This is a genomic window from Methanocaldococcus infernus ME, from assembly GCF_000092305.1.
Classification (GTDB): domain Archaea; phylum AGJL01; class Methanococci; order Methanococcales; family Methanocaldococcaceae; genus Methanocaldococcus; species Methanocaldococcus infernus.
This window is the reverse complement of sequence record NC_014122.1, coordinates 166,587-188,042: the sequence shown is the minus strand read 5'-3', so window position 1 is coordinate 188,042 and position 21,456 is coordinate 166,587. Positions and strand designations below refer to the sequence as shown.

General features: G+C 34.8%; 25 protein-coding genes. 14 read left to right on the top strand and 11 right to left on the bottom strand.

Annotated elements, in window-relative coordinates:
* Positions 1–18 precede the first annotated feature (18 nt).
* The 3 genes from METIN_RS00985 to METIN_RS07515 are packed head-to-tail and all read left to right on the top strand — an operon-like array spanning position 19 to position 2,170.
* Complete coding sequence (locus METIN_RS00985) at positions 19–783, top strand: aspartate dehydrogenase (RefSeq protein ID WP_013099617.1); 765 nt, start codon at positions 19–21, stop codon at positions 781–783.
* Positions 780–1,370, top strand: a complete 591-nt coding sequence (locus tag METIN_RS00980) for a flavodoxin family protein (protein ID WP_013099616.1) — start codon at positions 780–782, stop codon at positions 1,368–1,370. Before METIN_RS00985 ends, METIN_RS00980 begins: the two co-directional genes overlap by 4 nt.
* The gene (locus METIN_RS07515; RefSeq protein WP_013099615.1) at positions 1,370–2,170 is read left to right on the top strand and encodes a DUF2085 domain-containing protein; all 801 of its coding nucleotides are present in this window, start codon (positions 1,370–1,372) and stop codon (positions 2,168–2,170) included. Before METIN_RS00980 ends, METIN_RS07515 begins: the two co-directional genes overlap by 1 nt.
* A gap of 1 nt (position 2,171) precedes the next feature.
* Here the strand turns inward: METIN_RS07515 and rnhB are convergent, their stop codons facing one another.
* Genes rnhB through METIN_RS00945 form a run of 6 tightly spaced genes read right to left on the bottom strand, consistent with a single transcriptional unit; the run spans position 2,172 to position 8,015 of the window.
* A complete protein-coding gene (rnhB, locus tag METIN_RS00970; RefSeq protein WP_013099614.1) occupies positions 2,172–2,843 on the bottom strand; it encodes a ribonuclease HII in 672 nt (223 codons plus the stop codon).
* Positions 2,827–4,143 (bottom strand): prephenate dehydrogenase, encoded by a 1,317-nt coding sequence (locus METIN_RS00965; protein ID WP_013099613.1) that lies wholly within the window; start codon positions 4,141–4,143, stop codon positions 2,827–2,829. Before METIN_RS00965 ends, rnhB begins: the two co-directional genes overlap by 17 nt.
* A gap of 5 nt (positions 4,144–4,148) precedes the next feature.
* Positions 4,149–6,128 carry an ATP-binding protein gene (locus tag METIN_RS00960; RefSeq protein ID WP_013099612.1) on the bottom strand — a complete coding sequence of 660 codons (1,980 nt, stop codon included), beginning with the start codon at positions 6,126–6,128 and terminating at the stop codon, positions 4,149–4,151.
* Positions 6,129–6,130: 2 nt separating this feature from the next.
* Positions 6,131–6,760 carry a metallophosphoesterase gene (locus METIN_RS00955; protein WP_013099611.1) on the bottom strand — a complete coding sequence of 210 codons (630 nt, stop codon included), beginning with the start codon at positions 6,758–6,760 and terminating at the stop codon, positions 6,131–6,133.
* A 4-nt stretch (positions 6,761–6,764) separates the two neighbouring features.
* A complete protein-coding gene (locus tag METIN_RS00950) occupies positions 6,765–7,433 on the bottom strand; it encodes a 6-hydroxymethylpterin diphosphokinase MptE-like protein (protein WP_013099610.1) in 669 nt (222 codons plus the stop codon).
* Positions 7,434–8,015, bottom strand: coding sequence for an anthranilate synthase component II (locus METIN_RS00945; protein WP_013099609.1), 582 nt, complete (start codon positions 8,013–8,015; stop codon positions 7,434–7,436).
* A gap of 117 nt (positions 8,016–8,132) precedes the next feature.
* Between METIN_RS00945 and METIN_RS00940 the strand changes: the two genes are divergently transcribed.
* The gene (locus tag METIN_RS00940; protein WP_013099608.1) at positions 8,133–8,828 is read left to right on the top strand and encodes a PHP domain-containing protein; all 696 of its coding nucleotides are present in this window, start codon (positions 8,133–8,135) and stop codon (positions 8,826–8,828) included.
* 51 nt (positions 8,829–8,879) lie between these two features.
* On the opposite strand, the gene METIN_RS00935 is transcribed toward METIN_RS00940, so the two are convergent.
* The 4 genes from METIN_RS00935 to radA are packed head-to-tail and all read right to left on the bottom strand — an operon-like array spanning position 8,880 to position 12,118.
* Positions 8,880–9,653: an isopentenyl phosphate kinase gene (locus METIN_RS00935; RefSeq protein WP_013099607.1), complete on the bottom strand. Its 774-nt coding sequence runs from the start codon at positions 9,651–9,653 to the stop codon at positions 8,880–8,882.
* A gap of 16 nt (positions 9,654–9,669) precedes the next feature.
* On the bottom strand, positions 9,670–10,524 hold the full coding sequence (sucD, locus tag METIN_RS00930) for a succinate--CoA ligase subunit alpha (RefSeq protein ID WP_013099606.1): 855 nt from the start codon (positions 10,522–10,524) through the stop codon (positions 9,670–9,672).
* Positions 10,521–11,159 (bottom strand): dethiobiotin synthase, encoded by a 639-nt coding sequence (gene bioD / locus METIN_RS00925; RefSeq protein WP_013099605.1) that lies wholly within the window; start codon positions 11,157–11,159, stop codon positions 10,521–10,523. Before bioD ends, sucD begins: the two co-directional genes overlap by 4 nt.
* Positions 11,156–12,118 (bottom strand): DNA repair and recombination protein RadA, encoded by a 963-nt coding sequence (gene radA / locus METIN_RS00920; RefSeq protein ID WP_013099604.1) that lies wholly within the window; start codon positions 12,116–12,118, stop codon positions 11,156–11,158. Before radA ends, bioD begins: the two co-directional genes overlap by 4 nt.
* A gap of 348 nt (positions 12,119–12,466) precedes the next feature.
* Here radA and rpe point away from each other — a divergent pair, with 348 nt between their 5' ends.
* The 3 genes from rpe to METIN_RS00905 are packed head-to-tail and all read left to right on the top strand — an operon-like array spanning position 12,467 to position 14,958.
* Entirely contained in the window at positions 12,467–13,141 is a 675-nt protein-coding gene (rpe, locus tag METIN_RS00915) for a ribulose-phosphate 3-epimerase (protein ID WP_013099603.1), read from the top strand.
* Positions 13,119–14,060 carry a transketolase family protein gene (locus METIN_RS00910; RefSeq protein WP_013099602.1) on the top strand — a complete coding sequence of 314 codons (942 nt, stop codon included), beginning with the start codon at positions 13,119–13,121 and terminating at the stop codon, positions 14,058–14,060. Before rpe ends, METIN_RS00910 begins: the two co-directional genes overlap by 23 nt.
* Position 14,061: 1 nt before the next feature.
* Positions 14,062–14,958 (top strand): D-glucuronyl C5-epimerase family protein, encoded by an 897-nt coding sequence (locus tag METIN_RS00905; RefSeq protein ID WP_013099601.1) that lies wholly within the window; start codon positions 14,062–14,064, stop codon positions 14,956–14,958.
* Here METIN_RS00905 and METIN_RS00900 read toward each other — a convergent pair.
* A complete protein-coding gene (locus METIN_RS00900; RefSeq protein WP_013099600.1) occupies positions 14,955–15,548 on the bottom strand; it encodes an MBL fold metallo-hydrolase in 594 nt (197 codons plus the stop codon). The genes METIN_RS00905 and METIN_RS00900 overlap by 4 nt on opposite strands.
* Positions 15,549–15,662: 114 nt before the next feature.
* Between METIN_RS00900 and modA the strand changes: the two genes are divergently transcribed.
* The 7 genes from modA to comC all read left to right on the top strand — a co-directional run bounded on the left by modA (position 15,663) and on the right by comC (position 21,455).
* Positions 15,663–16,427 (top strand): molybdate ABC transporter substrate-binding protein, encoded by a 765-nt coding sequence (gene modA, locus METIN_RS00895; RefSeq protein ID WP_013099599.1) that lies wholly within the window; start codon positions 15,663–15,665, stop codon positions 16,425–16,427.
* The gene (locus METIN_RS00890; RefSeq protein WP_013099598.1) at positions 16,424–17,203 is read left to right on the top strand and encodes an ABC transporter permease; all 780 of its coding nucleotides are present in this window, start codon (positions 16,424–16,426) and stop codon (positions 17,201–17,203) included. Before modA ends, METIN_RS00890 begins: the two co-directional genes overlap by 4 nt.
* Positions 17,193–17,897 carry a Rossmann-like domain-containing protein gene (locus METIN_RS00885; RefSeq protein ID WP_013099597.1) on the top strand — a complete coding sequence of 235 codons (705 nt, stop codon included), beginning with the start codon at positions 17,193–17,195 and terminating at the stop codon, positions 17,895–17,897. The genes METIN_RS00890 and METIN_RS00885 overlap by 11 nt, the downstream gene beginning before the upstream one ends.
* A gap of 1 nt (position 17,898) precedes the next feature.
* The gene (locus METIN_RS00880; protein ID WP_013099596.1) at positions 17,899–18,939 is read left to right on the top strand and encodes an ABC transporter ATP-binding protein; all 1,041 of its coding nucleotides are present in this window, start codon (positions 17,899–17,901) and stop codon (positions 18,937–18,939) included.
* 73 nt (positions 18,940–19,012) lie between these two features.
* A complete protein-coding gene (locus METIN_RS07625; protein WP_013099595.1) occupies positions 19,013–19,366 on the top strand; it encodes a nascent polypeptide-associated complex protein in 354 nt (117 codons plus the stop codon).
* Complete coding sequence (gene cofG, locus METIN_RS00870; RefSeq protein ID WP_048203268.1) at positions 19,367–20,440, top strand: 7,8-didemethyl-8-hydroxy-5-deazariboflavin synthase subunit CofG; 1,074 nt, start codon at positions 19,367–19,369, stop codon at positions 20,438–20,440.
* Positions 20,430–21,455 (top strand): L-sulfolactate dehydrogenase, encoded by a 1,026-nt coding sequence (comC, locus tag METIN_RS00865; protein ID WP_013099593.1) that lies wholly within the window; start codon positions 20,430–20,432, stop codon positions 21,453–21,455. Before cofG ends, comC begins: the two co-directional genes overlap by 11 nt.
* The last annotated feature ends 1 nt before the right edge of the window (position 21,456 follow it).

Below are 21,456 nucleotides of genomic sequence, written 5' to 3'. Positions count from 1 at the left end.
TTTTTTATTTTTTTGGTGATGTATGTGAGAGTTGGCTTAGTTGGCTGTGGAGCTATTGGTAGTTTTTTAGCTGAGAATATTAAAAAAGCTAACTGTGAGCTTACAGCTGTCTATGATAGGAATCTTGAGAAGGCTAAAGAAGTGGCTAAGATAGCTAAAGCTAAGGTTTGTGAAAGCATAGATGAGCTTGTTAAGGAAGACTTAGATGTAGTTGTTGAAGCTGCTTCAGTCAGGGCTGTGAAGGAAGTGGCTGAAAAATCCCTTACCAATGGAAAGGATGTTATTTTAATGAGTGTTGGAGCTCTTGCAGATAAAGAGTTATATCTTTATTTATATAATTTATCAAAGAAGTTCAATAAAAGGGTTTACTTACCCTCTGGGGCTATTGGTGGCTTAGACATTATAAAGGCTTTAAAGTTTGGAGACATTAAAAAAATTGTTATAAGGACTATAAAGAATCCTAAAGCTTTCAACTTAAATATAGGTGAGAGAAAGATACTATTTAAAGGGAGTGTCTTTGAAGCCATTGAGAGGTTTCCAGCTAATGTTAATGTCTCTGTAACCCTCTCAATAGCAGCTAAAGCTCCAGCTGAGGTTTGGGTTATAGCTGATCCAAGTGTAGAAAGAAATATCCATGAGATTGAAATTATAGGAGAGATAGCCAAGGTTAATATTAGAGTTGAGAATGTCCCATTTGAAAAGAATCCTAAAACCTCTAAGTTGGCTGCTTACTCCCTATTGAGATTATTAAAGGATCTAAATGATTACATAGTGGTACTATGAAAATCTTAGGAATCAGTGGAAGTCCAAGATTGGAAGGAACTCATTACTTAGTTAACTATTCTCTCAACTATCTAAAGGAGAAAGGAGCTGAAGTTAGGTACTTCACAGTACATAAGAAGAAGATAAATTTCTGTAGGCACTGTGACTTTTGTGTGAAGAAGAGAGAGGGCTGTGTCTTTAAGGATGATATGGAAGAGGTTTATAAAGCCCTTGAGTGGGCTGATGGTGTAATAATAGGAACTCCAGTTTATCAGGGAAATGTAACAGGGCAGTTAAAGACTTTGATGGATAGATTAAGGGCTTTAGTAGCAAAGAACCCAAAGGTTTTAAGTGGCAAAGTTGGGATGGGCATAGCTGTTGGTGGAGATAGGTGTGGAGGACAGGAAATAGCTTTAAGGACAATACATGACTTTTATTTAATAAATGAGATGATCCCAGTAAGTGGTGGCTCCTTTGGAGCAAACTTAGGAGCTACATTTTGGTCAAGGGATAGGGGGGAAGAAGGGGTTAAGGAAGATGAAGAAGGAATGAGGTCTTTAAGAAAGACACTGAATAGGTTCTATAAAACTCTATTAGAGAAGAAATAATGAAGTTAAAAACTTATTACTTCATTTTTGTATTCCTCTTTTTCCTCTTCTATCTTGGAATTCTCTTAGCCCCTTATCTCTCTTACTTGGGTTTTAAAAATTTATCTTTTCTTCTCTACTCTCTCTATTCTCCAATCTGCCACCAACTTCCAGAGAGAAGCTTTTTCATCTTTAACCATAAAATGGCTGTCTGTGCCAGATGCTTTGGGATATATACAGGAGCTTTACTTTCTTTACTAATTTATCCTTTCTTAAAAAGACTTGAAAATACAAATTTGCCAAGAAAAATATATCTTATCTTAGCCCTAACTCCAATGGCTATAGATGGGATAACCCAATATCTTGGGTTGAGGGAGAGCTTTAACTTACTAAGATTTATAACAGGATTTTTAGCTGGTTCAGTAACAATATTTTATATAGTTCCAATATACATAGATTTAATAAAAAGATTAAGGGATATTATGGACAAGTTTGAGTTAGAAAAGGTTAAAAAATTGGCTGAGGGTAAATCAGATACTGAAAAGATGGAAATTTATGAAAAGTTTAAGAAGTCTGAAGCTTTAGCTATTATCCTTTCTTTCCTATTTCCTGGATTAGGCCAATTATACTTAGGAAATGTTGGAAAAGCTGTTTTAATGATAGCTTTAGCTATAATTAGCCTTATATTATTTTCTATTTGTATTGGTTTCTTCACTTATTTGGGTGTTTGGATCTGGAGTACATTTGATGCTTACCAAGAAGCTAAGAAATATAACTTGGAACTATATAATGTAATATTTGAAGATAAGGGGGAGGTTTAATTTATCTATTATGCTTTAAGTCTGATATAAGGCTAAGGATAAGAGGGAACTCTAAAGATTTCTTTATTCTCTTACAGGTTTCCCAATGCTCTCTAACAATGCTTGGAAACTCTCTATATTCATTGTAATAATATAGTAAAAACCTCTTAGTTTTAGGGTCAGAAGGGTAGCCTGAGCCAAAGTCTCCATATATCTTTTTTAGCTCCTCTATCTCCCTATCTCTCTCAGTCTTTGCTATAATTGAAGCTGCTGATACAACCTTATACTTCTCATCAGCCTTATGCTCAACTATCAAGTCCTTTATACTTAAGCCTCTCAACTTACTCAGTAACTTTCTCTTAAACTTCTCTCTATTTGGAGAGCAAGAGTCTACATAGATCTCAACATCCTTTAGGTTATGCTTCTCTATCAAATTTTTAATAGCCTTGGCAAATAACTCAACCTCAATCTCATTTAAATTTTTACTCTTCATTAACCTATTAAGCTCTTCAGCTGAAACCTTTACAATTTCAAAAATTCCTTTTTTCTCCAATTCTTTCCTTAACTTCTCTCTCTTCTCTTTACTCAATTTTTTACTATCTTCAGCCTCTATCTCCTCCTCTGAGGCATAGGCACACACAACTAAAGGGCCAATAACTGGCCCTCTCCCAGCTTCATCAACTCCTATCTTCATATCTCAAGCTCCCCCCAATATTTTTAATAATTTCTTTAAATTTCCTCTCCTTTTCTCTAAGCTCTTCTTTACTATATCCATATAGTCTAAAGGTTACACTCTTCTTATCATTTAGCTCATATATATCAATAATTTCAAGGTCAAATAGTTTCTTTAAAAGCTCTTCAATAATCTTCTCATTAACATCTTTGTTAAATAAAACTGAGATATCAAAGTATTTCCTTTCAAAGAGCTTCTTTTTAATCTCATCAACATTATAATAAACCTCAGTCCTTAAGATATTTAACTTAACCTCCTTCCCATTCTTCTTTAGTGTTAAATAGTCATCCTCAACTTCCTTTAGTGTCCCTATATGTATATTTTCAGAGTCTAAGTTTTTCACAGCTATCTCTTTCCCTATGTTCTTCTTCAACTCCTCTATCTCTCTTGTTAAGGCAAAGATGGCCTTATCTGAGTAGTAAGCTCCTCTCTTAGCTTCATTACCAAAGTGCTTAGCTGCCTCTTTCATCAGCTTAACAAAGCCCTCTCTATCTTTGCTCTTAACTAACTCATGTATTTTTATACATTCATTTATAAATGTTTTATGTATCTTCTCTATCCTTGGATTAAACATTTGGATATCAGCATATAGGTAGGGGTTTTGCCCTATAATTCTACCTATTAGGGAGAGGATGAGTTCATAAACAGGAGAGGCAAATTTTCTTGACTCTTTAATGTCTACATTCAACTCTTTCAAAGTTGAAGCTAAAGAGATTATTGAATAGTGGGTTAAACCTTGAACAACAGCCATAATTTTATCATGAACCTCTGGCTTTAGGATATAAACCCTTGCCCCCTCTTTCTTAAGGAAGTTATAAACTTTATTGAACCACTCACTCTTTTTATGCTTCTCTGAAGGAGTTAATATTACAACCTGCCTCTCAAGAGATGGAGCTGTAGGGCCAAACATTGGATGAGAAGGAATAACTGTAACTCCTTCTTTAGCATACTTCTCCATAGCCTTGGAAGGAATTTCCTTTATTGATGTGACATCCATTAAAAGAGAGCCTTCTCTAACATGAGGTGCTACTTCTTTAATAACCCTCTCAGTGACATTTATAGGAACTGAAATAATAACAATATCTCCCAACTTAGCGGCTTCAACATTGTTATTTAAAAACCTAACTCCTAACTCCTTCTCAACCTCTTTACCCTTCTTTATATCTCTTCCAGTAACTATAACCTCAAATCCTCTACTCTTCAAAAACTTAGCCAACCATTTCCCAAGCCCATCAGTTCCTCCTATGATAGAGATTTTCATTTAAATCACTCCAAAATTCTAAATCTCCCAGGCTTTGGCTCATCTATGTCTCCATACTTTATTAGTCTCTTTATAATGCTGTCTATCTCCTCTTCTTTAATTTTGTCTTTAACCATCTCCACTATTGACAAGTAACTAACCAACTCATTCCTCTTAGAGAGCTCTTTTATAGCATTATAAACAATCTCTACCTTCTCCCTATCTTTTCTTGACATTCCTACAATTTTATCAATGTCATAAATTCCTTCCTCTGGATCATAGGCAATCTCTTTTAGGCACTCAGTTATAATATTGATAGCTACTTTAACATCTTCCTCATCAACCTCTTCCTTTAACTTAGCTTTAGCATGAGCCTCAGCTATTCTTATAGCTGCTTCTATCTGCCTTGCAGTTATCTGGTGTTTCTTTCTCATATTTACATAGTAGTTTATTAAAAGCTCTTTAGCCCTCTCGCTAATCACTGGTTTTAAAGCTCTTGCATAGAAAATATATTTTATCAATAAATCTTTATCTATCTTAATCCCATCAACCTCAAACTCTTCCAATCCCATCTTTTTACTAACCTCTTTATCTAAGTAAGCTCTATGTAAATCTACTATATACTCAGCTATCTCCCTATCTTCATCTTTATTTGGAACATCCTTTAGTGGAAAGATCAGATCAAATCTACTTAATAGAGGAGCTGGAATATTTATTTGCTCAGATACACTTTTATCAGGGTCAAATCTTCCATACTTTGGATTACAAGCTGCTAAGACAGAGCATTCAGCTGGTAGTTTGGCATTGATTCCTCCTTTACTTATATGGATAGTTTGACTCTCCATAGCTTCCAGGACATAGCTTAATATATCTCTATTCACTGTTAGCTCATCTATACAGGCTGTTCCTTTATTAGCCTTTACCAACAAACCTGGTTTAATAACCCAACTCTCTTCCCCTATCTCAGTCTTCTCCTTAACAACTGCTGCAGTTAGCCCTACCCCTGTAGCTGTGGTGATAGAGCCATATATATTTCCAGGAATTTCTGCTATTTTTCTCAGCATTACAGTCTTCCCAATCCCAGGGTCGGTTATTAGTAAGATATGAATATCAGCCCTCTTCCCAGGTTTTTTAACCCCCTTAATTTGCTGTAAGAAGATAGCTTTCTTTATTATTGAGTGTCCTTTAATTTCAGGGATTAGCTTATCTGATAAGATATCTATTATATCATCTCTCTTAGCCAACTTCTTTATCTTCTCCACATCTTTCTTACTGAGCTTAATCTTCACTTCTCCATCAAGTACTTCACAACTTAAGGCTTTAACAACCAAGTCATAGACTGGCAACTTCTTAGACTTCCTTATCTTTATTGGAACTCCTACAATTCTAACCCTTCCTGCATAGATTCCAGGAGAGTTTTCCAAGATAACAGTTATATACTTAGGTGGCTCATCAGGATTTTCTAAGAGATCTAAAGGCTCTTGAACCTTAAGCTCTTGAAAGTCTGTAAATTCTGATTTATCCTCAATTAGCTTCATTATTGAGCCACACTTACAAACCCTTTCCTCAGAGAAGTTGAATATGTCAATTTCTTCTTTTAAGCTTGAGCCACACTTTTCACAGTAGTAGTAAGCTTTTTTTAAAATAGGTTTTCTCTTGGAGGCTAAGATAATGAGAGCTTCAAACTCAACCAACTTATTTATGTATTTACTCCCAATATCCTTTATGTTAAACCTCTCTCCCCTAAAGATCTTAGGAATATTCTTAAATTTTATCTTAACCTCATCTAAGGTTTCACTTTTTAAGATGAAATAGGCTTCTTTATAACATTCTTCAATAAACTTTAGCCCATCAAAGGGATTATTTACTATGAACTCAACAACCTCCATAAAGCCACTAAGATAAAGCTTATTTAAATCTATTGTTACTTCTTTTTCCTCCTCTATAATTTCATTTAAGTAAGAGTTTCTTAAGAATTCAACTAAGCTATCTCTAAATTCCTCCATGGTTATAAACCTATGTAATCTTCTAAAATAACAACTCTCTTACTTGGCTGATAAACAAAAAAGCTTTTTGGTGAGGGGTTAACAATTATTGTTTTCCCTATCTTATCTATCCCCCTACACTCATGTATATGCCCACAGGCATTAAAAATAACATTTTCTTCTTCAATAATCTTCCTTATGGCTTTACTTCCCACATGTTTCTCTCCAACTAAATCTAACATAGTGCCATAGGGAGGGGCATGGGTAATTAAAATAATATTTTTTAAGCCTTTACATAGCTTCTTACCCTTATCATATAAGTCTTCTTCACTAAACTCTAAGGGTGTGTTGAAAGGAGTTTCATTACTTCCCCCTATTCCTACAAAGTTATAATTCTCTATCTTCTTAACCCTTCCATCTACATTTAACTTATACTCTTCTAAGAGGTCAACAACCTCTAAGTTATCACAGTTCCCAGGAACACAGAGAACTTCCATATAGTCAGATAGCTCAGCTAACTTTTCTATAACCTCTAACCCCTCTCCAAAGTGGGTTATGTCTCCAGAAACTATTAAGACATCTATCTTATCCCTCATCTCCCTTATCCTACTTGGAAACCTTCCATGTAAGTCGGTTATCCCATATATGTTCATAAAATCACCTTAAAAATTCAATCTCTATCTCTCTACTTAACAGCTCTATCAATCTCTTAGCCCACCTCAACTTTTTAATTTTAATCTCATCTCCCCTCTCCACATCTCTCTTTAAATTAGGTCTTGAGTATTTGGTTATAAATTCTCCAAAGTCCATGCCTCCAAGTATTAGCTTTTTAGCTCCAAAGTATTTAGAGAAGTAGCAAGCCCTATCTCCATCAGTAAATCCACCAACATAAATTAAATTCTCTAACTTAAGATCAGGAACTTGATGGGTTCCAATAACATCTTTTAACTTAGGCACTTCACTTTTTATTCTCTCTATGTTATCTCCATGTGCATGGACAACAACAATAGAGCCTTTTTTATTACACTCTTTTAAAGCATTTAGGTCTCCATCTAAGTCAGAGACTATTATATCTGGGATAATATCATTCTCTAAAAAAGCTTTACAGGCTCCATCAGCCACAACTAAAGGATGTTTATAATATTCTATATGCCTCAATAGAGAGGGACCAGCTCCATAAACATAAACCACTCTATCTTTAATTATTGACTCAACCTCTTTTAGAAGCTCTTCATCTCTCTTTATCATTGAATTTAGAATTTTGGCACTTTCAATATCTTTCTCCATGCTGAAGTTAAAGTCTTTCAGTATCTCATAATAATACATTTACTCCCACTCTAAGAAGTTTTTTATCATCTTAAGCCCAAAGTTAGGAAACTTCAAAGTTTCTGATTCTGTTAATATACTCTCAGGATGAAACTGTAAGCCCTCTATCATCCTCTTCTTATGCCTAACTCCCATTACATAGTTGTCATCTAAGCTCCTTGCAGTAACCTTTAACTCCCTTGGAACCTCTTTAGCTACTAATGAATGATACCTTCCTCCAAAGAAGGGGTTGGAGAGATCTTTATATATTCCCTCTCCATCATGCTCTATTAAACTTGCCTTTCCATGCACAACTCTCTCAGCCCTTCCAACCTTTCCTCCAAATGCCTCTATAATACACTGATGCCCTAAGCAAACTCCTAAGATTGGGATATCAACTTCTTGAATAACCTCTATACAATTCCCAGCCTCCTTTGGAGTCTTTGGTCCAGGGCTTATAATGATTCTATCAGGGTCAATCTTTTTAATCTCTTCCAAACTTACTTTATTACTTACAACCTTAACCTTACAGCCTAAGGTTCCAACATACTGAACCAAGTTCCAGACAAATGAGTCTATATTATCTATAATTAAAACCCTCATCCTCCCACCAAAATAATAAAAAATCTTTGTAGCTTAAGAAAATATAATAAATAGTCTTTTATTATAAATTTAAAAAATTGTTTAATTATATAAAAGCTCTTAAGGTGGAGAGAGTAGATGAAATTAGACTTACATGTCCATACTATTAAAAGTAAATGCTCCCTAAACCCTATCTGGCTCTTAAGGAAGCTTTGTAGAAAGTATAAAATTTTACCAGCAGTTTGTGACCATAACCATCTAACAAAGCTTGACTTTGCCATTTCTGGGGAAGAGGTGGCCACAGATAAAGGAGAGTTCTTAGCCCTCTTTATTCAGGAAGAGATCCCTAAGGGGCTAAATATCTATGAAGCCTTTGACAAAGTTAAGGAGCAAGATGGATTAATTTGTCTACCTCATCCCTTTGACTATAAAAGAGGAAGGAGTTTAGGGAAATCCAACATCTTAGAGGACAGGGAATTTATAAAATATATTGACATAGTTGAAGTCTTTAATAGTAGATGTAAAAATTTAGAGCCTAACATAAAGGCTTTGGAGTATGCTAAAAAACATGATCTCTATGTATCATTTGGAAGTGATTCCCACTTTTTTTGGGAGTTAGGGAATGCTTATTTATTGGTGGATGATTTTGATAAGGAAAATCCAAAAGAGTTATTAAGAGAGTTAAAGAAGGTTAAGAAAGAAATTTTTTCTTATAAGAATGTAGAAAAGAATTCTTGGAAGGGGAAGAGGTTCTTTGGAAGGTTGGGAGATAGTAAAAATAAAGATATTTATAGTAAGTATTTGAAGAAGGTAAGGAACATCTTAAATATTTAGTGCCCCTCAGTTAGTGCCGATTTCATCATCAATCAGTGGGGGTAACTTTCATCATTGGGGATCTATTAAGGTTCCTACCTTCTCTCCAATCAGTGCCTTATAAATATTTCCTCTTTTGTTCCCATTAAAAATAATGGCTCTCACTTTTAAATTAAAGGTTTCCATAACCTTTAAGTACATGCCTCCAGTAACATCTATGCCTTCAGCATCTCTTAAAGAGCTTAAGATTTTATCAATATTATTTTTATTTATAACCTCTATCACTTTTCCTTCACTGTCAAGAACTCCATCAACATTGGAAGCATGTAGATTAATGTCAGCCTTTAGCTCCTTAGCTAAGTAGGGAAGTATATGATCTCCTGACAAAATTTTATAGTTCCCATCTAAATTTAAAACAATATCTCCATGAACCACTGGAATAAAGTCTCTCTTTAAAAACTCTTCTATTGTTCTTGTTGGAAACATTAACTTACCATGCTCAAAGAAGGAAAAGGAAGATGGTTGAATAGAAACAACTGGAAGATCATAGGAGTGGAGAGTGTCTAAAATAATATTATGGAACCTCCTCATAGCTCTCTGAATCTCCCAAAATCCTTTTTCCATGTTTAAAAACTTATCTTCCTTTAAATATTTCTTTGCAATAGGGTGGCCAAAAGAGCCTCCACCATGGATAATAATTAACTTTAACTTCTCCCCTTTCTCTCTATAGTAATTTAAAGCCTCTCTAACCTCTAACCCAATTCTCTCTAAGTTATCCCAATTTACAGAGAAAGGAATTTTTTTATTTGATAATATACTCCCCCCTAACTTTAAGATGGCTAACATTCTATCCCTAAAAATTTTAAAGAATTTCTTCCAATATCTTAGGAATGTCTATGATAGAGTTGGCTACATAAGCTCCAGCCTTTTTTAAGGCTTCCATCTTACTCTTAGCTGTTCCTTTTCCTCCCTCTATAATAGCTCCAGCATGTCCCATTCTCTTCCCTTCTGGAGCAGATCTTCCAGCTATATATGCTATAACTGGCTTACTCATCTCTTTTATATACTCAGCTGCTCTCTCCTCTGCAGAGCCTCCAATCTCTCCTATTAATACAACTGCCTCAGTCTCCTTATCCTCTTCAAACATCTTTAATATATCAACATATGACAATCCAACTATTGGGTCTCCACCAATCCCTACACAGGTGGAAACTCCAAAGCTCTTTATTTGATTGGCTACTTCATAAGTTAAGGTTCCACTCCTTGAAACAATTCCTACATTCCCCTCAGAGAGAACCTCCATAGGGATAATTCCCAACTTCCCAACCTTTGGAGAAGCTATCCCAGGAGTATTGGGGCCTATGATCTTAGCTCCATAGTCTTCAGCATAATTTACAAACTCCATAGTGTCATGTACTGGAATATGCTCAGTTATAACAACTATTAACTCTATCCCACTATCCATAGCTTCAAATACAGCATCCTTAGCAAAGGGAGCAGGGACAAAGATAACTGAAGCATTGGCATTGGTTTCATCTACAGCCTCTTTAACAGTGTCAAAAACAGGAACTCCATGAACCTCTTGCCCTCCTTTTCCTGGAGTAACTCCCCCAACTATCTTAGTTCCAGCTTCTAACATCTTTTTTGTGTGAAAACTTCCCTGTCTCCCAGTGATTCCCTGGACTATAGCCCTTGTTTTCTCATTTAATAGAATCAATATTTCACCTTCTCCATCCTTATCCAGTATTTGTCACTTTCTACAACTCCTATAATCTCTACATCTCCAACCTCTTCTATGGTTTCAAAGGTTTTTTCATAATAGAGAACTTCCTTAAGTGGAGTTATACAGTTAATAATAACTCCTCTCACTTCTATTCCTTTATTTCTTAGATGCTCTATAGTTAAAAGAGTATGGTTTATAGTTCCCAAGTTTGGCCTACTAACTATTATTGCTGGTAACCCTAAAAACTTTATTAAATCTGACATTAAAAAGTTCCCCTTAATAGGAACACAGACTCCACCAGCACCCTCAACAATTAGGAAATCATACTTATTTTTTAAATAATTGTAAGCCTCTTCAATCCTCTTCAGTATTTCCTCTAAACTTATATTATAATTTTCTACTTCAAAGGCAATATTTGGGGATAGAGGGAGAGATAAGTTTATTGGATTAATTATTTCCAGTGGATCCTCTAAATTTAAAGTCTTCTTTAACTTTAAAGTGTCTTCTCTCCCTCCAGTCTCTATAGGTTTTAAGTAGCCAACATTAAGCTCTTTCTTCAGCTCTCTCCCAATAATTGAAGAGACATAAGTTTTCCCAACTCCTGTATCAGTGCCAGTTATAAAGATCAATCATGAACCCCCTTCTCTGTTATTCTAAAGGTTGTTTCAGCATCTGGTAAGTATGGGGAATCATAGAGACGAGCTAACCTCTTATCTCCTTTAGTCTTCTTTAGAAATACTCTAAATGTTGCAGCATGCCCAACTATATGCCCACCAATGGCTTGCTCAGCTGGGCCAAAGATTGCATCAGGCCTTGCAGCCACTTGGTTGGTGACAAGGACTACACAGTTGTAGAGATCAGCTAACTTATTTAATGTAGCCATATGCCTACCTAACTTCTGCTGTCTCTCAGCTAACTTCCCTCTTCCTGTATATTCTGTTCTAAATGTAGATGTTAGGGAATCAACTATAACCAACCTTATATTCTCTCCCTTCTGTATAAGCTCTTCAACCTTTTCAGCATATAGCATTTGCATATCTGAGTTATAGGCTCTTGCAACTTTTATATTCTTTAAAACCTCTTTTCCATCTAAGCCAATAGCTTCAGCCATCTCTATAATTCTCTCTGGCCTAAAGGTTCCTTCAGTGTCTATATAAACAGCCTTTGGATTATCTAAAATCTCTTCCTTAAGTTTTTCATCAGCTATAATCCTTTCAGGACACTGTAAATTAACACATGCCTGATGTGCTATCTGTGTCTTCCCTGAACCATAAGGCCCAGCAAATTCAATAACTGACTGGCTCTCTAACCCTCCTCCTAAGATGGAGTCTAAGTTTTTACTTCCTGTAGATAACCACCATAGGTTTTTTCTCTGCTCTAAAATTTCTAAGGCATCTTTAAATCCTAAGTCACATAGCTCTCTTGCAGCCTCTATTATCTTAGCTGCTGCCTTCTCCCCTAAGCCAGTGGCTTCACAAAGCTCCCCTATGGAAGCTGTAGCTATCTTCATAAAATCAGTAAAACCAGCTTCTTTAAGCTTTTCAGCTGTTGAAGGCCCAACTCCAGGAAGTTTAGTTAGATCATCCATACTACCACCTTAATATATGTAGATTTTTAAATTATACTTATGACATGAAGATATAGGGCTTAGTGTTATATGAAAGTATTCATTTTGGATAAGTAAATTTTAATTTTTGAATTTAGAAAATAGCTTAGGTTGTTCTATGGCTTATTACTTTTTAAAATAGAGAGCTAAGGTTAAGGATATTATAAGCCAAGATAACTTAGACAATCTTTTTTATAGGGTTCACTTTTATATTGTATTATCTACAATTTTTAATTTTTAAATTTTCCTAATATCAACTAAAATTTTTATAATTATAAACCTTACATAATTTGCATTTAGGATTTAAAATTTTTACTAAAAGGTGAGAATTTGGTTTTAATAGGAGCCTCTATATTGTCAGCTGATTTCAGTAATTTGAAAGAGGAATTAAAAAAAGCTGAAGAGGCTGGGGTAGATTTCTTCCATGTGGATATGATGGATGGCCACTTTGTTCCTAACATAAGTATGGGAATTGGAATAGCTAAGCATGTTAAAAAGCTAACCTCTCTTCCAGTGGAAGTTCATTTAATGGTTGAGAATGTAGATCTATTCATAAATGAGTTTAAAGATATGGATTATATCTCTTTCCATATTGAAGCTGTTAAGTTTCCATTTAGAATAATAAATAAGATTAATGAAATTGGAGCTAAGCCAATTGTTGCCTTAAATCCAGCAACTCCAATAGGAAGGATAGAGTATATATTAGATGAAGTCTATGGAGTTTTGGTTATGACAGTTGAGCCAGGATTTGCTGGGCAGAAGTTTATTCCAATTATGGTTAAGAAGATAAGGAAGTTAAAGAGCATGATAGTAGAAGGAGGGCATGATGTTAAGATATTTGTTGATGGAGGAATTAATACTGAAACAGCCCCTTTAGCAGTAAAAGCTGGAGCTGATGCTATCATAGCTGCTTCAGCAATATTTGGAAAAGAGGATATAAAAGAGGCTGTAAAAGCTTTAAGAGAAAGTGTAGGTGGAGAAAATGAAATTGACAGGATTATATAAAGGAATGAGAAAAGGTTATGGAGAAACATTGGTTGAGCTTGGAGAGAAGTATAAAAATTTGGTTGTCTTAGATGCTGATCTCTCATCCTCAACACAGACAGCTATGTTTGCTAAGAAATTCCCTGACAGATTTTTTAATGCTGGAGTTGCTGAACAAAATATGATAGGAATGGCTGCAGGGTTGGCAACAACTGGAAAAATAGTTTTTGCCTCTTCCTTTGCCATGTTTGCCTCTGGAAGAGCTTGGGAGATTATTAGAAATTTAATAGCCTATCCTAAGCTAAATGTTAAAGTTGTGGCTACACATGCAGGGATAACAGTTGGTGAAGATGGAGCCTCTCATCAGATGTGTGAGGACATAGCAATAATGAGAGCTATCCCAAACATGAGAGTTATAGCTCCTTCTGATTACTACCATACAAAGAATATAATTAGAGAGATAGCCAATATAGATGGACCTTTCTATGTAAGGATGCCAAGGAGAGATACTGAAATTATTTATGAAAGTGAGGAAGAGGCTGAGTTTAAATTAGGAAAAGCTAAGGTTTTGGCTGAGGGAGAAGACTTAACAATAATAGCCACTGGAGAAGAGGTTCCAGAGGCTTTAAGGGCTAAGGAAATATTAAAAGAGAAAGGAATTGATGCTGAAGTCATAGAGATGGCTACCATTAAGCCAATAGATGAGAAAGCCATAAAGGAGGCTAATGACTTAATTGTAACTGTTGAAGACCACAGCATTATAGGAGGCTTAGGTGGAGCAGTTTCAGAGGTTTTAGCTGAGATTGGAGGGAAAAAGCTATTAAGAATAGGAATTCCTGATGAGTTTGGAAGAAGTGGAAAGGCTGATGAGCTTTTAAAATACTATGGCTTAGATGGAGAGGGAATAGCTAAGAGAATTATAAAGTGGATAAAGGGATAAAATGGATAAAAAAGTTTTATTTTTAATTTTCCTTATTCCTATTTCTTTTCTTTCAGGACTTCTCTTAGGATATTCAAGTCATAAAGAAGTTAATAATTGCTCCATGTACTTTAAAAATCCAACTCCTTTTAAGGTTGAAGATGTTCTAATGCCAGTTACTTACTATGGAACTATTAAGGGAGAATATATAGGATATCAGATAACTCCTCATAATGTAAATGATGAGGCAAGAAGATGCTTTTATAAATACTTTGAACTAAAGGATAAAGACCCTGAGAAGGCTCAGGAATATTTAAAAAGAGCCTTATTTCTAACAGAGTATTTAATTTCTCAGGCTGATCATTGTGAAGTTAATGGCACAACATTTATTATTTGGAGATATAACTTTGACTTTCCTATTTACAACTTATCAAAGGGTTGGGCTGGATCTCTTTGTCAAGCAGGATGTTTAAAAACTTTGTATCTTGCTTATGAAGCCACTGGAGAGAAAAGATATTTAAAGTTAGCAAATGAAGCCTTAAATGCCTTTACAGTTCCAGTTGAAAATGGTGGATTATTAAAAATAAGGAAGCTTGGAAATGAAAGCTATTACTGGTTCCCAGAGTATGCTTCTAAAAATCCTCCTTATGTATTAAATGGCTTTATAACCTCTGTTATTTGGATAGGAGAGTTTGCCAACAAAACAGGGAATGAAAAAGCTAAGTTCTTATATGAAGAGGGATTAAAGTCAATAAAAGCATTTCTCCCTCAATATGATGCTGGAACTTGGAGTTATTATGACTCTCTTAATAAGCTCTGTAATAAGCATTATGAGAAGTTGCATAAGCAACTCTTATTAACTCTCTATAATTTAACAGGAGATAAAATTTACTTAAAATATTATAATAAATGGACTTAATACTCATCCTTATAGATGATTCCATCATGGCCAGTAACAATATTCTTTTTTAACATCTTTATCCTCTTTAAGCTTCCCATAGCTGATCTATAATCAACCCTAACCCTTGGAGGGATATTTTTAAATAGATTATCTCTTAAAGGAATGGCATCTCCAACAACCACATAGTCTTTATAAATAACAGAGATAGAGCCATAGGTGTGCCCAGGAGTATTTATAATTGTTATCTCATCATCTTTAAAGTTCTCTATGGGCTCAAACTCTTCTATCTCATCTAATTTTTTATACACTAAGCAGCCTTTACACCTCTCTACACACTCCTTTGGAGAGGCATAAACTATAGCTTCCTTAAATAGATCATTATTTTCTATGTGATCATAGTGCCTATGTGTATTGATGACAACATCTATATCCTTTGGCTCCAAATTTAGCTTATTTAGCTCTTTTATTATTAATTCTCTCTTATCCTTTGTTGAAGTATCTACTATAATATTATGCTCCTTTGTCTGAATTAGAGTTACTGAGGAAGAAGCTTTCTTTATGATATCATTTTCTCTTATTAGCTCTCCATTATATAGAAGCTTTAGCATAGTACCACCTTTAAGGAAAACTATTGCCGTAAGTTTTATATATAATTTTCTATACTATATAGGAAATAAGTTTCCTTATTCCGAAAACTATATAAACTATATAGGTGGGCTATATTGAAGAAACTCCTTCTTATTATTTTACTTCTTTTAGTTTTAATTTGTGGCTGTACTACTACTAAAGAAGAGAAAGAGATTCATGCCTATGTTGGGGCTGGGATGCAGAAGCCTATGGATGAGATTGGGAAGTTGTTTGAAGAGAAGTATGGAGTTAAGGTTAAATTTGACTATGCAGGCTCTGGCTACCTATATGCTAAGATCTTAGCCACCAAGGAAGGAGACATCTTCATGCCTGGAGCTTATTTTTATGTTGAAAAATTAAAAGAGAAGGGCTATATTTTAAAATATGCAAATTTAACTAAGCACATTCCTGTTATTGTTGTTAAAAAAGGAAATCCTAAGCATATAGAAGGTTTAGAGGATTTAGCTAAGCCTAATATTAAGTTAGCTGTTGGAGATGAGCATATAGCTATTGGTAGAGCCTTTAAAAAAATCATGGAAAAGTTTGGAAAAGACTATCCAACACTAAAAGAAAAAATAGAGAAAAATATTGTTGTTAAGGGGGCTACAGTTAACCAAGTTCTTCTTTATGTTGCTGAAGGTGATGCTGATGCTGGAATAGTGTGGAAGTCAAGTGTAACAGGTTATGAAAATAAGGTTGATGTCATTCAAATAGAGCCTAAATACAATGTAATTAAAACTGTCCCTATTGCAATATTGAAGACTACAAAAGATAAGGAAGATGCTGAGAAGTTTTACAACTTTGTTTTAACTGAGGGGAAGAAAATTTTTAAAAAGTATGGATTTGAGGTTATAGAATGAAAGCTTTAGAATCTCTTTCCCTACTTACTTTAGCATTCTTTATATTGTTTGTTCTTACCATAATATTAACTATCTTCTTAAACATCTCTATAAATTCTCTCTTACACTCACTAACCTCTGATGAAGTTAGATTTGCCACACTCTTAAGTATTAAGTGTTCAATTGTTGCTATTCTCTTAGCCTCTCTCATAGGAGTTCCATCAGCCTATTTCTTAGCAAGACACTCCTTTCCTGGGAGAGAGGTCATAGATAGCTTAATAAACCTTCCTATTCTTCTTCCTCCTTTAGTTTCAGGGTTCTCTCTACTCATATTCTTAGGAAACTCCCCAATTGGAAAGTTTGTTAATTCTATTCTACCTCTTATTTTTACTCCAAATGGAATAATTTTAGCTCAATTCTTTATAGCAACTCCTTTTATCATTAAAACTTCAAGGGCTATCTTTGAAAGTATTGATATAAAGTATGAGTATATAGCCCAAAGCTTAGGGTGTTCAAAGCTTGAAAGCTTCTTCAGAGTTCTCTTACCCATGGCTAAAAATGGAATCATTGCTGGCATCATATTAGGCTGGGCAAGAGCCTTTGGAGAGTTTGGAGCCACTCTAATGCTGGCTGGAGCTACAAAGTTCAGGACAGAGACTTTACCAACAGCAATATTTTTAAATGTTTCAATTGGGAATATAGATTTGGCTTTAACCATCTCTCTAATTCACATTGTTATAGCTATCTTAGTTATTTTGTCAATAAAACTAATCTTAGGGAGAAGTTATGAATGTTAAAAAATTTTTAGAAGATTTGGTTGAGAAATATAATTTACTTGATGAGAAAGTGGTTATTAAAGTAGCTGATCCAAAGCTTGACACTAAGAGGATAAAGGATTATCCCTTAGTTACTGGAAAAGAAGTTTTGTTAAGAGCTTACCTTAAAGACTGTAAAGGAGAGGCTTTTACAGACAAGCCTATAGAGTTTGAAGGAACTATAAGAGAGGTTTTAGAGAGAAATAATATTCAAGAGCTTGTAGCTGTGCTAAATGCTGTTATGAAATATCTCAACCTTACTGATAAGACTGAACACTGTAAAGGGGATGAGCCAGAGAGGTGTGCAAAAGAGTTGGCTAAGATGTTGAAGGAAGAGAATATAAAGAGAGTAGGGATTATTGGCTTTCAGCCAGCCTTTGTTAAGGAGTTAGTTAAAACCTTTGGAGCTGAGAATGTTATAGTCTCTGACCTAAACCCTGAGAATGTTGGAAAGGTGAAGTATGGAGTTAAGGTTATCCATGGAAGTAACAATGAAGAGCTAATAAAGAAATCTGACATTGTTTTAGCTACAGGCTCAACCATAGTTAATGGAACCTTTGAAGAAATTTACAACTTGGCTAAGAAGTACAATAAAAGAATTATCTTCTATGGCACAACCATAGCTGGGATATCAAAGCTGTTAAACTTGGAAAGATTCTGTGTATTGGGGAGATGAGATGTTAGAGGTTATAAATTTAAAGAAAAGATTAGCTCATTTCACTTTAAGTATTGACCACTTAAAGATAAACAAAAATGACTATTTTGTCCTACTTGGCTTGAGTGGTTCTGGAAAAACAACTTTTTTAGAGATCTTAGCAGGATTTAGAAAGTTGGATGAGGGAAAGATAATATTAAATGGAGAAGACATTACAGAGAAGCCAATAAATAAGAGAAAAATAGTTATGTGCCATGGAAAATATCTTTTCCCTCACCTAACAGTCTTTGACAATATAGGCTTTGGAATTAGAGATAAAAAGGTTAGAGAAAAGAAGGTTAGGGAAGTGAGTGAAGCCTTAGGAATCTCTCATCTCCTAAATAGGAAGCCTGAAACTTTAAGTAGTGGGGAACAGCAGAGAGTAGCTTTAGCAAGAGCCTTAGTTTTGGAGCCAGAGGTTATTTTATTAGATGAGCCACTGAATGCTTTAGATAGGTTAAACCATGAAGCCCTAATCTCTGAGCTAAAGAATATTCATGAAAGTTCTGAGATAACCTTTATTCATGTAACCCATGACTTCATAGAAGCTTTAGCTCTATCAAATAAAATAGCTATTATTAGAGAGGGAAGAATTGAACAATTTGGAGAAACTGAAGAAGTTATAAAACATCCTAAAAATGAATTTGTGGCTAAGTTTGTAGGCTATAAAAACTTTTTGAAGGGTAAGGTTAGAGAGGAAGATGGAAAAATTGTATTTGATGGAGACTTATGTATTACACTTGAAAAGAATGAGGTTAAAGATAATAATGGCCTCTTAGCCATAAGGCCAGAGGATATAATATTAGTTGGGAATGGAGGAGGTTGTAGATTCTATAAAAAAGATAATATTTTTAATGCCAAAGTTTTAGATGTCTATCCTTTAAGTTTATCAACTGTTAGAGTTATCTTAGATGTTGATGGCACTAAGTTATACTCAGAGGTTATAAGATCAAAAGCTTATAGAATGAACTTAAGAAGAGGGAAGGAAGTTAAAATCTGTATATCAAGAGCTGTTTTAATTTAAATCTATTTTTTAAGCAAATTATATATGACATCTTTTTTATAATTTTTATTTTAAATTTGAAAGGGGTGAAGAGATGTTCCCAGGAAAGCTTAATCCAAGGATGATAAAGAAAATGCAGAAGATGATGAAAGACTTTGAGATGGATGCTAAGGATTTGAAAGTTAGGAGAGTTGTCTTTATCTTTGATGAAGAGGAGTGGATCTTTGAAGAGCCAAAAGTTCAGGAGATGGAGCTTTTTGGAATAAAAAGTTATTCAGTTATGGGAAAGCCTAAGAAGGTTAAGAGAGAGGTTAAGGTTGAGATAACAGAGGAAGACATCAACTTAGTGGCTGAACAATGTAATGTTTCAAAGGAAGAGGCTAAGAAAGCTTTAGAAGAGTGTAATGGAGATATTGCTGAAGCCATATTAAAGTTGCAAGGTGAGTAAGTGTTGGATAGAGAAGAGGCTATAAAGTTTTTGAAGTCTAAAAGTAGAGAGGAGATTATCAAATATCTTAACCTAATTAAGGAAGAAAAAAGCTATGTAACCTACTCTAAAAATGTTTTTATTCCCTTATCAAAGTGGTGTAGGAATAGATGTGGCTACTGTATCTTTAGAGAAGAAAAAGCTAAGATTATGAAGCCTAATGAGGTTAAAGAGATTTTAATTAAGGGAGATAAGTTAGGATGTAGAGAGGCTCTATTCACCTTTGGGGAGAAAGTTGATGAGAATAAGGAGATAAAAGAAGAGTTAAAAAAGATGGGCTTTTCTAACATTTTAGAGTATCTCTACTACTTAGAAGATTGGACCTTAGAGAACACTAACCTCTTACCACATACAAACTGTGGGATCTTAAGCTATGAAGAGCTTAAGTTATTAAAGGAAGTTAATGCCTCAATGGGGTTAATGCTTGAAAATATTTCTGAGAGGTTAATGAACACTGTAGCACACAAATATAGCCCTGGGAAAGAGCCAAGGTTAAGAATTGAGATGATAGAAAATGCTGGAAGGTTAAAGATTCCCTTTACTACAGGTTTGTTAATAGGAATTGGTGAAACTGAGGAGGAAATAGTAGACAGCTTATTTAAGATAAAAGAGATTCATGATAAGTATGGGCATATACAAGAGGTTATCATACAAAATTTTAGGGCAAAGAAAGGCATACCAATGGAAAACTTTAGAGAACCTTCTCCTTTGAAGATGCTTAAGGTTATTATCTTAGCTAAGCTTATTTTAAAAGACATTTCTATACAGATCCCTCCAAATCTAAATAAAGAGACTGGCCAACTCTTTTTACTTGCTGGGGTTGATGACTGGGGAGGGATTTCTCCACTAACTAAAGACTATGTGAATCCTGAAGCTGAGTGGCCAGAGGAGGAAGAGTTAAGAAGATGGAGTGAAGAGCTTGGATTAAAGTTAAAGCTAAGATTACCAGTTTATGATAAGTATATAAGTAGAGAGTGGTTAAGTGAAAAAGTCTATAATAAAATTAAAGCTTTAGGGTGGAAAATTGAAGATTAAACCAGAGATGGAAAAGGAGTTAATAGTAGATATTCTAAAAAAATATTCTCTACCTGAGGAAGATGCTAAAGTTGTAGCCAACTGTATAGTTGAAGCTGACTTAAAGGGATTTACATCCCATGGCCTGGGGAGATTTCCACAGTATATTAAAGCTTTAGAACTTGGAAATTTAAATCCTAAACCTAACATTAAAGTTGTTAAAGATTTAAAGGCTACAGCCATCATAGATGGAGACCTTGGCTTTGGGCAAGTTGTTGGGAAGAAAGCTATGGAGTTAGCTATAAAAAAGGCTGAAGAGTTTGGAATTTCTGCAGTTTCTACAAGAAACTCAGGACATTTTGGAATAGCCAGCTTTTACTCAGAGATGGCTTTGGAAAGAGATTTAATTGGGATAGTTATAACAAACACTGAGCCAGCCATGGCTCCCTATGGTGGGAAGACAAAGATCTTAGGGACAAATCCAATAGCCATAGCATTTAAGGGGAATAAGTATAAGTTCTCCTTAGATATGGCTACCTCTTCAATAGCAAGGGGGAAAATCTTAGAAGCTTTAAGGAAGGGAATGAAAATTCCTGAGGGATGTGCTATTAATAAAGAGGGGAAGATAACAACAGATCCAAAAGAAGCTTTAGAAGGCTCTATCCTACCATTTGGAGGACCTAAGGGTTATGGCTTAGCCTTAGCCATAGAGGTTTTAGCAGCTATTGGTGGAGGAGAAGTTGGAAGTGATGTAAAAGGGACAGCCAACCCAAAGGAGAAGTGCAATAAAGGAGACCTCTTTATAGTTATAAATCCTGACTTTTTTATAGGGAAGGAGGAGTTTAAAAAGAAGGTTGATAAGGTTTTAGAGGAAATCAAAAGAGATAATGCCCTAATTCCTGGGGAGATTGAAGAGAATAATAAGAAGAAAAGACTAAAAGAAGGAATTGAAGTAGATGAAAACTTATATAAAATGTTAAAAGATATTTGTGATAAAGTAGGGTTAGACATTAATACCTATTTTGAGAGGGAATAGC